Annotated in this window: 16 protein-coding genes; 3 read left to right on the top strand and 13 right to left on the bottom strand. The window is 39.2% G+C overall.

From position 1 onward, the window contains the following. Positions 1-253: 253 nt before the first annotated feature. From LMF89_RS05020 to LMF89_RS04980, 9 genes are all read right to left on the bottom strand, one after another. Positions 254-958 carry a hypothetical protein gene (locus LMF89_RS05020; protein WP_229534162.1) on the bottom strand — a complete coding sequence of 235 codons (705 nt, stop codon included), beginning with the start codon at positions 956-958 and terminating at the stop codon, positions 254-256. Continuing rightward, complete coding sequence (locus LMF89_RS05015) at positions 958-1,653, bottom strand: ABC transporter ATP-binding protein (protein WP_229534161.1); 696 nt, start codon at positions 1,651-1,653, stop codon at positions 958-960. Before LMF89_RS05015 ends, LMF89_RS05020 begins: the two co-directional genes overlap by 1 nt. Continuing rightward, positions 1,646-2,023 (bottom strand): GntR family transcriptional regulator, encoded by a 378-nt coding sequence (locus LMF89_RS05010; protein WP_229534160.1) that lies wholly within the window; start codon positions 2,021-2,023, stop codon positions 1,646-1,648. Before LMF89_RS05010 ends, LMF89_RS05015 begins: the two co-directional genes overlap by 8 nt. A gap of 227 nt (positions 2,024-2,250) precedes the next feature. After that, complete coding sequence (locus LMF89_RS05005) at positions 2,251-3,360, bottom strand: Acg family FMN-binding oxidoreductase (RefSeq protein ID WP_229534159.1); 1,110 nt, start codon at positions 3,358-3,360, stop codon at positions 2,251-2,253. 38 nt (positions 3,361-3,398) lie between these two features. Further along, a complete protein-coding gene (locus LMF89_RS05000) occupies positions 3,399-3,986 on the bottom strand; it encodes a hypothetical protein (RefSeq protein WP_229534158.1) in 588 nt (195 codons plus the stop codon). Positions 3,987-4,059: 73 nt separating this feature from the next. Continuing rightward, the gene (locus LMF89_RS04995) at positions 4,060-4,506 is read right to left on the bottom strand and encodes a MarR family winged helix-turn-helix transcriptional regulator (RefSeq protein WP_229534157.1); all 447 of its coding nucleotides are present in this window, start codon (positions 4,504-4,506) and stop codon (positions 4,060-4,062) included. A gap of 269 nt (positions 4,507-4,775) precedes the next feature. Then, positions 4,776-5,381, bottom strand: coding sequence for a hypothetical protein (locus LMF89_RS04990; protein WP_229534156.1), 606 nt, complete (start codon positions 5,379-5,381; stop codon positions 4,776-4,778). Between the two features lie 48 nt (positions 5,382-5,429). Continuing rightward, a complete protein-coding gene (locus LMF89_RS04985; RefSeq protein ID WP_229534155.1) occupies positions 5,430-6,404 on the bottom strand; it encodes a diaminopimelate dehydrogenase in 975 nt (324 codons plus the stop codon). A 19-nt stretch (positions 6,405-6,423) separates the two neighbouring features. Continuing rightward, positions 6,424-7,326: a LysR family transcriptional regulator gene (locus LMF89_RS04980; protein WP_229534154.1), complete on the bottom strand. Its 903-nt coding sequence runs from the start codon at positions 7,324-7,326 to the stop codon at positions 6,424-6,426. A 184-nt stretch (positions 7,327-7,510) separates the two neighbouring features. Here LMF89_RS04980 and LMF89_RS04975 point away from each other — a divergent pair, with 184 nt between their 5' ends. Beyond that, entirely contained in the window at positions 7,511-7,684 is a 174-nt protein-coding gene (locus LMF89_RS04975; RefSeq protein ID WP_229534153.1) for a hypothetical protein, read from the top strand. 29 nt (positions 7,685-7,713) lie between these two features. Then, positions 7,714-8,478, top strand: coding sequence for a TSUP family transporter (locus LMF89_RS04970; RefSeq protein WP_229534152.1), 765 nt, complete (start codon positions 7,714-7,716; stop codon positions 8,476-8,478). 61 nt (positions 8,479-8,539) lie between these two features. Here the strand turns inward: LMF89_RS04970 and LMF89_RS04965 are convergent, their stop codons facing one another. After that, positions 8,540-9,178 (bottom strand): M23 family metallopeptidase, encoded by a 639-nt coding sequence (locus LMF89_RS04965; RefSeq protein WP_229534151.1) that lies wholly within the window; start codon positions 9,176-9,178, stop codon positions 8,540-8,542. A gap of 223 nt (positions 9,179-9,401) precedes the next feature. On the opposite strand from LMF89_RS04965, the gene LMF89_RS04960 reads away from it, so the two are divergent. After that, positions 9,402-10,535 (top strand): efflux RND transporter periplasmic adaptor subunit, encoded by a 1,134-nt coding sequence (locus LMF89_RS04960; RefSeq protein ID WP_229534150.1) that lies wholly within the window; start codon positions 9,402-9,404, stop codon positions 10,533-10,535. Between the two features lie 125 nt (positions 10,536-10,660). Here LMF89_RS04960 and LMF89_RS04955 read toward each other — a convergent pair whose 3' ends face one another. From LMF89_RS04955 to LMF89_RS04945, 3 genes are all read right to left on the bottom strand, one after another. Then, positions 10,661-11,845 (bottom strand): right-handed parallel beta-helix repeat-containing protein, encoded by a 1,185-nt coding sequence (locus LMF89_RS04955; RefSeq protein WP_229534149.1) that lies wholly within the window; start codon positions 11,843-11,845, stop codon positions 10,661-10,663. A gap of 128 nt (positions 11,846-11,973) precedes the next feature. After that, on the bottom strand, positions 11,974-12,507 hold the full coding sequence (locus tag LMF89_RS04950; RefSeq protein ID WP_229534148.1) for an RNA polymerase sigma factor: 534 nt from the start codon (positions 12,505-12,507) through the stop codon (positions 11,974-11,976). Further along, on the bottom strand, positions 12,492-12,692 hold the full coding sequence (locus LMF89_RS04945; RefSeq protein WP_229534147.1) for a hypothetical protein: 201 nt from the start codon (positions 12,690-12,692) through the stop codon (positions 12,492-12,494). The genes LMF89_RS04950 and LMF89_RS04945 overlap by 16 nt, the downstream gene beginning before the upstream one ends. Positions 12,693-13,095: the final 403 nt, after the last annotated feature.

Below are 13,095 nucleotides of genomic sequence, written 5' to 3'. Positions count from 1 at the left end.
AGACCCCGCCTATGGAAAGAAACAATTCGATTGCTCTTCTCATAGGCAAAGGTCTCGCATACAACTTGCATTGCCAGAAAGCCGGAGTCTGCACTCGTATTGACGGCTTACCTGTATTTAGCTACTCCCCTTTGCAGGAGGCTTTATTGAGTTATAATTTATTATAGAGGTATTACGGGTATTTTGTCAATAATGATTCTTCTTAATACTGTATTTACGATGCTATACCTACCGCTCCTTATCAATTCCCTCTTTACAGATCTACCTTGTGCTCTAATAGGTAAGAAGTAGCTATGAATAACAGAACAAAGGTAACAATGTCAAATATCATGCTTCCAACATTCATTGTCATGGTTGTGACAGAATGAATTTGCACCATCTGGGGAAAGAGATTTGCGATTGCCACCGATAGCCCTGTCCTTGCTATGCTTAGCAGAAAGAAAATAATAAAGGAACCTATTTTCCCTACCTTTTTCCCTTTCAAGGCAATTCTTCCAACAACCATGCAAAAATACATAAATGTTAATGTCGAAACGATAGTCCATAGATGCATTAGGATAAAATACAGTAATTCACGTATTTCAACTTGCTGCAAAATAGCATTGAGTAATCTTCCTTGATCAAGTAAACAAAACATGGACACAGACACAATCAAAACAATGCTGATTTGAATCACAGCGGTAATCAGCCTTGATGCCATGATTGAGACACCGGACTGGGGAAGTGTAAATAATAGATAACCTTGGTCATCATACAGATAATCACTCATCAATGTTAACGAAGCTATGCATATAACGACCAGGGCACCGCCCCCTAAGAAACCAGATAGCACAGGTGCTCCAATTTGCCAGGAGTCTACCTTGGTCATTAAGAAGAGATTTCCGATTATAACTGTTAGGCAAATACCCAGTATGGTTAACAACTTTCCTCTTAGTTCATATTTTATAAGATGAAACATTATTGAAACACCTCCCTGTACAATTCATCAATGGATTTATTCTTGTTCAATCGTAATTCTTCTGCATTCCCCTGCAGCACAATTTCTCCGTCAGAGATAAATGCCACCTCATCAAAAATTCGTTCAATATCATTTACAAGATGGGTCGTAATAATCATGGAGCTGTTTTCACTAAAATTATTGATGATAGCATCTAATATTTTTTCTCGGGCAGTAGGATCTACTCCGCCAAGGGGCTCATCCAGTATATACAGCTTAGCCTTCCGGGAAAGCACTAAGGTTAGTTTTAATTTTTCTTTCATGCCCTTTGACAAACTCTTAACACTGCTATTGGCATCTAGTTTCATAAACTCTAGCAGCGCAAAAGCTTTCTTTTCATCAAAGTCAGAGTAAAAATCCTTAAAATATTGAACAGCATCTTTTATTTTCATCCATTTGAATAAATATTCCGTGTCAGGCAGATACGAAACGATAGACTTTGTGTACACCCCAGGTTCTTGGCCATCTATAAGTAGTTTTCCAGAGGAAGGATGCAATATGCCTGCTGCTATTTTTAAAAACGTAGTTTTACCACTGCCATTCGGACCAAGAAGGCCCAGGATTCTTCCTTGTTGTATCGTCAAATTTGCTCCTTGCAATGCTCTTTTATTTAAATAGGATTTACATAAGTTTTCAGCTTCCAATACATTATACATGCTTGTTCACCTCTGTTATATTTTTAGAAATACTCGCAATGATCTCTTCCTCGCTAAACCCCAAACGCTTCATTCGCAGGATAAAAGAATCGATAACTTCCTTTGCCATTTCCTGTTTCAAATCATCTATCATATGCTTTCGCTCCCCCACAAATGTACCCATCCCCCTTTGGGTATAGACAATTCCAAGTCGTTCAAGTTCTTGATAGGCTCTTTGCAGGGTATTGGGATTTACCTTTAAAATCGTTGCCATTTCCCGTACTGAAGGTAATTTATCATTTGCTTTTAACTTTTCTGTAGCAATATCCATCTTTATGCGGTCCATAATTTGTAGATATATGGGCATCTTATCATCAAATTCTAAATCCATACCTTCATCTCCTTAGCTTGCTACATCTCCAGTCTAGTGTATTAGTTAAATAATACACTAGACCATTCTATTTGTCAAAAAAGTTTTTCCCTAATACTATACATTTGGAATACGGTTCAACACCAAAAAGGACAGATTGAATTTTTTCACTCTGTCCTTTGATCATATCCATTATTTTTTATTGATAACCTTATCGCAACTCTACCAGTTGGTGACAACAAGTATCCCTATATGATGATACACTGTAAGGGCATCCTTAGACTCACGGGTTTGGGATAGTCATTTATATAACCAACCCGTAATAGGAGTTGGATCTCCTCTGCAATTCCTAATGTCGACGAGAGCTCATCTCGTATTGCGGTCTCCTCAATCATCTGAGTCATGGGATGAATTGCTATTTTTTTATCTCTTGCTGCAAGCCATATTCGCTGAAGGTTCCGCCCCACATTAATCAATTCCGCAACAGAAGAATCTTTACTCGTAAGGAGCAGCCATCCACTGCCGGTTACTACCTGCTCCCGTATTTTCTGAATGGTTGCTTCACGAAAATGCTTTGCTAATGCAGATTGATGGGAGTAAAAATTCTTAACAAACCATCGTGATATTCCTTCAATTTCCATTGTTTCAGCTGTCAATCCGTTTTGATACTTCTTACTCTCTTCATTAGACCATCGAATCCATTTTGCTAATTCCTCTTGCGTAGAATTTCGATCGGTCTGTATTTTATTTGCTAAAACAGTCCCTTGGGATAGGTACTTACCTTCCTTGCCCTGCCTTGAGAAATAAAAGAACGACTCTTTGTTTTTCCCTGTAAGAAATCGAATATCTTCACTGGATAATTCATTCGTAAGAAAGTTATTTCTTATGGTTCTGCGTAATTGAATCTTCTTAATGTCAAAAGGTTCTGTCTGACCTACTTTATATAGCTGCACATCCACTATTTCTTTATCTTTGGAACTTTGTGCTTTTAGCTGAACCTCTATATCATACCCTTTTGTCCTTGCCGCTACAGCTAGATTTTCTAAGAAAGCACCGATTGAAATCAAAGCTTCCCGATTCTCTGGATCCACAACAGGCAACCACCTGGCAGCATCTATACCGATAAGCCAATGATGACAGGTAATAAACTTTACTGTCCATGGTTGCGTATTATGGCCGCTAGGCGCTAAGGATGCTAGATATAGCAGTTCCATATACTCTTTTTCTGTTTCTTGGACATGATCATAAAAATTGTCTCTAGCTACTTCTTTTAACTGCGCCAGGGAGTGAAACAGAGAAATTCCTCCTGCTGCGGCAAGGCCTGCACCACTCCACTTAATAAATTGCCTCCTATTCATAAGCCACCTCCATGCGGCAGAGACTTTAGCTATACGTATTAATCACTTTTTGCATTTTGATTTACCTTTTGTGCTGCCATGTCAGTCGCTTTATGAATCGCTTCCAGTACCGTTACCTTCTTTCCTACAGATGTATACGGAATGAAGGTTTTATTAGTATCTGTACCTGCCACGTCTTCAGACAGCACATATTGTTTTCTTGCCACGTCATATAAACGAATTCTTAATGTAGCATCTGATCGTATCGCCTTATAAAATACAATATCACTAAAATCAGACTTAACCGGCAATATCTCTACGACTAGTACTTGGTCTGCACCTGTCTTCTTAGCCAATTCTAATAACTCTGGCTGTTCAACCTTCGCTATTTTGTCAATTTCATGGCTACTTTGATTTATCAGCTCACTTTCTTTCATCACTGCAGCCTTTAACTGTTTCTTTAATTGTGTAAATACCTCACTCTGCAGCTGGGTGCCATAAGTTTCTTTCGATTGATCTACAATAAGCAAAAGAACCTCTTGATTCGATACACTCTGAGTATCATTGGCTAGGCAAGAGAATGATGCCCCAAAATAAATTAAAATGACTAAAAAAACGCTTAAAAAACCAGATATTTTCTTCATCATTAACCTCCTTAAATTCATGTCTTTGCATATAGTTAGTTTTATAAAACTAACTATATGTTTATTTTAAACCCGCTTAATTGCGGGTAATATTATTGGTAACTTTATTTAAAAGAAATGTAAAGGTCTTCCTTTCCGTCTCATCCAATGTCTCCATAATGAGATCAGCAAATTGATAGTATCCCAAGTCCTCGATCTGAATTAAATGTTTTCCTTTCCCCGACAAGCGTACATACACGACTCGTAAATCGCTTTGAGATGAAAATTTCTCAACAAAGCCGCGCTGCAATAACTTATTAACTGCAACGGTTACTGTTGATCTTTGCACTCCAAATATTTCGGCAAGTTCGCTAATCGTAGGATTCGTCCGCTCCCTTATTGCATGGAGATAATGCAATTGGGTTATGGATAAATTAAATAATTCCTGACTATTCGGAGTCTGTTCCTTATGTTTTCGCATACATTCGCGCATTGAGTCTGATAAAACATTGATTGCTTTGACGATTACCTCTTTAGTTGCCATAAAATTATTCCTTTTCAATAGTTAGTTTCATCAAACTAACTATATAATATTTATACCTCACTGTCAAGCTACAAACCTTACTATAGAACTAAATCATTCCTTGCCAGTATCAAAGACTCGGCAGATCGTCGCCACTCTGAAGAGATTAAGAGAAGCAATCCTAGATTGTCAACATTTTTCCACTATACCATGAATATCCTAATTACTTTTTTAATTAAATGGAAGTTGCCAAAATAGGACTGTTCCTCATCTTACTTTTTCGAGTATCATTACTCGATTGACATAATATCATACCTAATTTCTGTAACCTCGTTCTGGTAGTTAAAAAATTCAATGGTCACCTTTTTATTTTTATCCACGTAGCCAATGATTGGTACACCAAAATCAGACATCCTCTTATAATAATCTTTTCCATAGACTTTAATAACTTCATCAACTACATTTCCTAGTCCAATGCCTTTATTTGTTTTTATATTATGATCTGACTCATTGTTCTTTATGATTCTGATAATTTGCCTATCTTTATTTACAGCAATTATCAAACCATCACTTAGCTTGTAATAATCAAATAAGGAATTATCAATTCTTTCAAGGTTTGTTCCATACCTCTTTGTAAACCCTTTATTATCAATATTCTCATACAATTGAAGCTCCCCTATATTCTCATCACTAAGATTAGTTGTTTTAGTAAATATAAGACTACTTGACCTTTGAGAATATTGATAAACACTAAATATGATACAACTTATTAAAACGAACATAATCGTGGTAAATGTAAAGATCTTTTTCACTTGAACTTTTCTTTTAATAAGTCCTCCTATAATCAATATCGCTGCTACTAAAAAAATCAGCAGCAAAATACTTGTAAATGACAAAAAGACTCCCCCTCGTCCTTCTCGTTTCCTCCCTCTCCACCACAATCACTAAAGCATTGTGGCCCGCAACTCTTCACCTGACTTCGGCAATAACCAACCAAAGGGAATATCAAATACGGTAAAGGCACCTGTGCTGCCCTTTTGGGCTAAGCGGAAAGTCGCCCGGGCATAGGCTACGAGGACACTGGAAGTAAATTCAGGATTGCTGTCCAGTTTAAGGGCAAACTCCATAACATGGTTGGTATTTGGACTGGTGGAACCAGTACGGAAGACAAAACCACCATGGGGATAACCTGCATGCTCAGCTTGGAGTTCTTCTTCCGATATAAACGTAACATGAGTTTCATATCCTTCAAAATAATGGGGCATAGTTTTAATCTCTTTTGTAATGGCATCAAGATCTGCACCTGGCTTGGCTACAACATAGCATTCACGGGTATGGGCTGTGTTGGAACTGACATCTAGACTTTCCCCTGCCCGCAGGGAGGCAATTACCTGTTCTTTAGGAACGGTATACTGTTTTGCATCTTTTACACCGGCAATGCGGCGAATGGCATCGGAATGACCTTGACTTACCCCTTTACCCCAGAATGTATGATTTGTTCCATTAGGTAAGACTGAACTGGCTAGAAGTCGGTTTAGTGAAAAGAGACCAGGGTCCCAGCCGACGGAGATGGTTGCAACAGTCCCTGAAATCCCAGCAATCTTATTCATCGAAGCAAAATAGTCGTTAATCTTAGCATGAGTATCAAAACTATCCACAGTGTTAAAAAGCGAAGCAATCAGCGGACCTTGTTCTATCAGGTCCGTTGCCGATCCACCACACAGCAACATCACATCGATTTTTTCTTTATAGGCGGCAGCATCCTTTATGGAGAGGACAGGTACACCGCTTTTTGTCCCTGGGAGGCTGCGACGTGAAAAAACGGCCACAAGTTCCATATCTGGATTATTGCCAATCGCTAATTCCACACCTCTGCCTAGATTTCCATAGCCTACAATACCAATACGTATTTTTTGCATCTTAAAGTACCTCCTATTATCAAGTATATTTTGTCAGGTAATCAACTTCTTTGAATATTTCTGCCGCAAAGGCATCAAAAATGGTTATTGCTTCTTTTGTTCTGGATTTCGCAAATTTATGAGTAAGCTTATAACAGATTCGGTCGGGAGGAGGATCACTCAATCTTTGAATGGTATATGTGTTAGCTGCTACCGTGGATTGAGCGATGGATAAGGGAACAATGGCCCATTGCTTTGGTGTTCTAAGAAGAGGTAAAACCATGGGGCCGTTGCTTACCTGAATATGAGATGACTGAAAAGGGTCCCACCATTTGTTATGCCAAATCTGATAAGCTGGAAACCATTCATGATACAATTCATCACGGGGATTCAGCTGATCTGGGTCAATATTGGGAGCCCCTAAATGCTCTGGCAGAGCCAAACGGACCACAACCATAGGTTCTGCAAAAAAGGGAGATAGTTCAATATTCTTTATGATTCTCTCATGCAAAACAAAAGCAATATCGATCGTCCGCTGTTCAATTAATGTATAAAGATCTGTTGAATTCTGGGTATAGATATGTAAGCGCATGGCGGGGTGCTGTTGGATGATCTGCTGATAAATATTGGGCAGCACATGGGTATTTACGCTGTCAACTGCACCAATTGCTAAAGACAACCGAGTACGTGCTTTTAAGGATTGGGTTTCTAATAACAATTGAATCCACTTTTCGGCAACTGGAATGAAATCTTCACCCGCAGGAGTAAGAGAGATGGTTTTTAATCCTTTCCCGCGTTCAATCAGAACCAGGTCCAGTTCTTGTTCCAGGTTTTTGAGGCGATGGCTCACGGAAGACTGGGATAGGTGAAGAATTTCAGCAGCCTTTGTTAAACTCTGATTAGAGACAACCGCTAAAAATGCTTGAATGTCATCAATATTCATTATTGCCCCTTTAAGTAAATATTAATTTTTTGCATATTATTAATGAATTTTATTTGTTTTACTTTAAGTATACGCACTGGCTATAATAAATTCAAGAGACAGCACCCAATAAGGTTGTGCAGAATAAAGTCATGAAACGGTTATGGACTTATTTTTGAGGCTGGCAGGATAAGGGGGCAAAGCCATGCGAGCTTGTAGTTTTGTATGTACGATTATCGTTGTATTTTTATGCATTGACCAATTTTACAGCGGTCTAAATTGGTGGCGGCTTTTTATTGGCGGTTTTATGATTGTTGCCATATGGACAGATTGTGAACGTTGGCTGCGCTATAAGATAAGGCATAGAAGACATGGATAACGTATAGTAAAAATCGGAGGGTAATGTTTATGGATCATATTAGCTTGGAAATGCTTAGTTTTCTATTCGGAGCAGGTTTTGTTGCTGCTTTTATCGACTCTGTTGTTGGCGGCGGCGGTTTAATATCCATGCCAGCACTGCTGATGACAGGACTGCCTCCCAGTGTTGTATTAGGGACTAACAAACTTGCCTCCATCTGCTGTTCCAGTACCAGCAGTATCTCCTTTTTGCGTTCAGGTAACATGGAACTTGGTTTAGTGAAATATCTTTTCCCCTTATCCCTGCTTGGCTCTGTATTAGGAGCCTATACGGTACGGCTGATTCCACCGGAATTTTTAAAACCATTAGTTATCGTTATGTTGATTTTAGTAGCCATCTATACGATTTTCAAAAAGGATTGGGGTGATCAGTCAACTTATAAAGGCATTAGTAAAAGGGTCGGCATCTTAGGAGGTTGTGTTGCTTTCCTACTGGGTTTTTATGACGGATTTTTCGGACCGGGAGCAGGATCATTTCTAATCTTTGCATTTTTAATGCTTGGTTTTGATTTTGTGGTGGCTGCGGGAAATGCCAAGGCCTTGAACCTAGCGAGCAATCTTGGTGCAGTCTCAACATTTTTGCTATTCGGTTCCGTCAATTATGTCTATGGTATCAGCATGGGGATCGCAATGGTTTTTGGTGCAATCGCAGGTTCTCGGTTTGCAATTGCCAAAGGTACCACTTATATAAAACCACTATTCATTTCAATGACAACATTGTTAATTGGAAAACAAATGTGGGATATCTTACATTAACTAATAAAATCCTGGAGGAATGCTCAAGCCTTCCTCCAGGATTTTATTAGTTATCCGATGACTATTGAACCATAAAGCCAATCGGATCCACCGCATTCCCATTTACTCTGACTTCATAATGAAGATGAGGACCAGTACTTTTCCCTGTGCTGCCCACATAAGAAATAACCTGACCTTTTCTCACACTTTGACCGACGCTTACTATAATGCGGGAATTATGCCCATAAATAGTCGAAATGCCATTGCCATGATCGATCTGCACCATATTGCCATAGCCTCCAGCCGCTCCACTCTGCACAACCACACCATCAGCCGCGACAACAACGGGTGCCCCCATACTGTTGGCAATATCCATCCCCGGATGCAATTCACTCCCGCCACCCATAGGCGAATTACGCCAGCCAAAACCAGAGGTAACTTCTCCGCTAGTTGGCCAAATAGAAGGCTTTGTCGCTAGCTGATCCGTATCTCTCGCCATTTTTTCAATCTCTTGAACCTGTCCATTCTCTCTATGCCGAATCGGCTCCGGTTCAGGGATCACACGGCTGCCAGCACTAATGCTTTGATGATAGTTTGCAAAAAGGATTATCAAAAATATGCTAAGTACGCACATGGAGGAAACAATCCATCGGACAGAGATAAACTTCGTCCACTGGTTGCCTACTTTTTGCGTCTCATGAGGTTCATTCGAAATATGCATTACGATGTATCTCCTCTTTAAATAAATATAGCCGCCAAAACATTCTGGCTGTAGTATGGTCACAAACAATGTTCAACCACTCTACCCTACATTATACCGGAAATCCATCTTTTTTACTGTCCTATCCTGCAATTTAATTCGCTTTTTTTATCAAAACTTGACGTAAAAAGTGAAAAGTGAGAACATAGTAACTACTACAGTATCATTATTGGAGGAAACACAGGTGAAGAAATTAATCCAGCAATATCCCATTGTCGCTCTACTAACCGTACTTTCATTTGCCGTGGCACTACTGTTAGCCGCCAATCATAATAATCTGTTCCCTTTTTCACTTTGGAATGAGCACAGGGTTCCCCGAGAGCCAATTAACCTCACTGCTGTACCTTTAGGCACCATAAATAAGCCAGTACAAATCATTCGAACGGGTTCTGTCGAACATGCCACATCCACTCCGATTACGGCAGACTTTTCTGGCCTTCTTAGTGAACTATACGTCGCAGAGGGACAAGTAGTCAAAGCAGGCCAGCCTCTGCTTAAGCTCCAGGCTCAGGCATCTTCAGAGCCAATAGCCGCTCAGGCTGCAGAATCTTCTCCCCAGGCACAAACCAATTATGACAATGCCTTAAAAGAATTTAACCGCTTACAAAAATTATTCGAAATAGGGGCGATTCCACGGCGGCAAGTGGATACTGCTGCCGCCCGTTTGCAAGAAGCAAAAGAAAACTTGTCCAATGTCCAAAATACAACGCAATCTTCTAGCAGCACTATAAACGGCTCTGCTACTATCAGCGCACCAATCGACGGCATCGTGACTGGTTTATCCACATCTTCAGGAAAAACGGTACAGGCTGGTCAGCAGCTGCTTTCCTTAGGAAGCGGTCAAGAAGTAGAAGTTGTTATTCCTCTGAATCAAAACGATCTGTATTTGGTTCATTTAGGCACACCAGCTACAATAGAAGTATCTGGGCAAACGATCGGAGGCCAAATTTCCAGCATCTATCCTCGAATTGAAGCAGAAGAAGTTTCTGCCTATCTTGCTCATATGAAACTTGCTGCTAATCCAAATGGTTTACTTACATTTGGTATGTCCGTTACCATTCATATCGATACCGGCAAAACAACTCTCGCACCCGCAGTTCCTAAATCATCAATATTTCAAGATGATCAGGGCCGAAATCTCATCTACCTCGCGGTCAGTGAAAAAGCGCTCCTGCAAGAAATCAGCATTGGAGAAACCATTGGCGATTTCACGGAAATCACTTCTGACCTTCCACAGCAAAGCATGATCATAACAAGCAACATGAACGATATAAAAAATGGTGATGCTATTGCAGTCACGCAGGACGAAACTAATTAAGCCTTCTTATTCACCAGTCAAACATATAATTTTCATCAGACAGAAATGCCATGTATTTTTCCCAGATCCCAACGCTCACCTGTCCGGCACCTTTCGATGCCGGGCAGGTGAGCGTTGTTTTTATGTTATCTGGCTCCAATATTAGTGCCGCTTGGAGTACCTGTACCGATGAGATCACTACCAGTAGCAAGTTGTAAGAAGGTTCCAAAGTTGATAGAACCATCTGAGTTTCTGGTTACAGCTGGAGTGAGGCTAACAAAGTCTGCCTCGCTGCAAACTAATCCATTTGCATTTGTACTTTTTTTGTTTTTCCACCAGACATTTGAATTATTTACATCAGTGCCGCTTGTCTTGTCACTCGAACTGGCTATGTAGGACAATAAATTAGTAAATACGTGTGTGCCTTTATCAAACGCGAAGTTGCTTCCTGACGTAGTTCCATTATTATAACTTGTACAATTTGTTAACTCGATAGAGCCAGGATTACTGTTATAAGTAAATCCATGTTTTTTATTGTTGAAGGCAATACAATTTTCTACAATATGGTTAACAGATATTTTATCTCCGCCTAATTTAAATCCATTACCATCGCTATTTGCTGTAGATGTACCATCAGAAGTTACGCCGTTATTAAAGGCTACACAATCTTCTATCGTTACAGCACCAATAGCGCCAGTGGCGGTTTTCGTATATAAATCCCAGCCATCATCAACATTGTTATAGGAAATGCACCCTCTAAATACATTGCCTTCACCGGTAGTTAGCTTGCAGGCAAAACCATCTGCATCTTCCCCATTATCAGGATCATAATTGTCATGAGAAGTACAATTTAAGATTTCATTATTGGCTGGCCAATCACTTTCTGCAGCGGTGGAAATATACCGCCCTAACTGCAAGCCTGAGTCTCTATTCTCATACGTTTCGCAAAGTTCTATTTTGTTATAGCTTCCACCGATATAAATACCATTGTCAGCGGCACCTTTTACAGCAAGACCTTTAATATGCCAATAATTTCCGTTTATTTGCAGTCCTCTAGGATTGGTTACGCTGGATGGATTTCCATAAGCTTGGGAAGAAAAGTCTAAGATTACTGTTCCAGATTTGTATGGCATAATACTTTTGTAGCTGCCTGATGTTCCATCATTGCCGCGTTCAATCGTTAGTTGAGAATCATAAGTATAGGTTCCTGACATCATGTAAATCGTTCCACCTGCAGTTACCTTTGTAATTGCCGCGGTAAGGATAGTTGGGCTGCTCACACTGCCTGAATTACTGGCACTTCCTGATGTAGATACATATAAATCACTCATAATTAACACTCCTACAGTTTTTTATTTAAGTTAAAAAAGAAACTAGTTCTTAACATTTCTTAATATACGCATCTAAGCGCCACCTCCTTATAACTTTCAATAATCCAATATAGTCTAGGAAACTTTCATCAATTGTTTTGTCCTGTATATTGGCTTTCACTTATATACATTCTTTCAAGTTTCTTTTTTAAACGGGCTAGCCCACGATTTCGCAAATTATATATTGCTTGTGGCGTTACTCCCAATGTAGCTGCGGTTTCAGTTTGGCTAAAGTTACAAACCACCGTTTTAATTACAGCAACACGCTGACGTTCGGGTAACATATTAATAGCTTCTCGTAATTCTTCCATCAGAAATATCTGTTCGACCTCATCCGAAACATTTGTGCCACTCGATAATATATCAATTAAACTGTTTTCTTCATTATTTTCGTTACTTTCCAAATCCACTTCATGCTCCCATTGTCTATGTTGCTTTCTAAGCATATTCCAAACTGAATATTTGACTCTGCTTTTTACAAAGCCAGCAAATGGTATTCCCTTAGTTGAATCATATAATTTTGTTGCCTCCACTACTGCTAACCATGCTTCTGCTCTTACATCCTCCGATTTATTCCAAGTATATTTACGCACTAGTGGTGCAAAATCTAACGCTGTCCCCATGCTTTTTCTGTAATTCTACTATTCGTAATACCGTTAAAAGACGCTTTATTCATTGTGCATGCAATTTTAATATTTTCAGCAATATTTGCACCATTAGTGGCAATATTCTGTTTTTCTTTCCATCCCCTAAAGCTTTCCGTGATATCTGCCGCATTGTATCTAGGTAAATCTTGATTGTATACCATCTAAATCGCCTCCTAAATTTTTAATGCTTTTTGCAAAGCCAATATAATCAAAAAATCTTATGATTTGATTATGTTTCGCGTATATCGGCTTTTACTTATATACATTGTTTAAAGACGCTTTTTTAAACGGATCAATCCATGATTACGAAAATATTTTTTCCCAGTATTTATGGCAAGCCAACTTCGGTATCAGTCAAATTTTTATTATCCATTCCTCCTTTTTAATGTTCAAGCAATTTTGCAACATTATCATTATATAAGATAAAATCCCATTTTTCCCTTTTATTTCAATTCGCTTTGCACCAAAAGGTGATTTCATGAATCAAAAAGCTACATTGACTGTTGCTATCGATTCATTAGCCTCTTAGACATGATTTAATCATATTCTTGTAAGCTGGTCTTA

The sequence above is a fragment of the Pelosinus baikalensis genome (genome assembly GCF_020819555.1).
GTDB classification, from domain to species: domain Bacteria; phylum Bacillota; class Negativicutes; order DSM-13327; family DSM-13327; genus Pelosinus; species Pelosinus baikalensis.
Note: the sequence above shows the minus strand (reverse complement) of the source record. Positions and strands in the feature narration are given on the sequence as shown.